The sequence below is a fragment of the Citrobacter sp. HN-141 genome (genome assembly GCF_033341895.1).
Classification (GTDB): domain Bacteria; phylum Pseudomonadota; class Gammaproteobacteria; order Enterobacterales; family Enterobacteriaceae; genus Citrobacter.
The window spans coordinates 1-475 of record NZ_JAWPBF010000064.1; the positions used below are offsets into that span (position 1 = coordinate 1).

The 475-nt window shown below is 45.3% G+C and carries 1 protein-coding gene; it reads right to left on the reverse strand.

The features are described from left to right. On the reverse strand, nt 1-475 hold a 475-nt coding region (locus RYZ59_RS24590), incomplete at both ends, for a flagellin (protein WP_318051111.1).

Below are 475 nucleotides of genomic sequence, written 5' to 3' on the forward strand. Positions count from 1 at the left end.
ACGGTGTTACCCAGGTTGGTGATGGTAGAGTTGAAACGGTTCTGTACCGCACCCAGGTCGGAACGCAGGTCAGCAACTTTCGCCAGCGCCGCGTCGATTTTAGCCAGCGGGCTATCGGTAGTAGCAGTCGCAATTTCATTCACTTTAGGCTCAGTTTTGAAATTGTGATTTTTTACTTTCTCTGCAAGGTAGTCCTTACCACCGACGTTAGCAATTTCGGTTTTACCATTGACACCACCGAGTTGGACAGCAGCAGTTGCGGCCTTTCCATTTGCATCGGTATATGCTACTTCTTTAATGGATACTTTGTTAGATTCGTCAACTGATGCAGCATAATATTTTCCGCTAGCAGTTTTCAGCGCATAACCGCCATCAATGGCTTTACCATTATTGTCAGTAAAAGACACTTTAACAAGTGAAGCAGAGTCAGCATCAGTGGAATCAACATTCGCCGCTTTTAATGCCTTAATAGCAG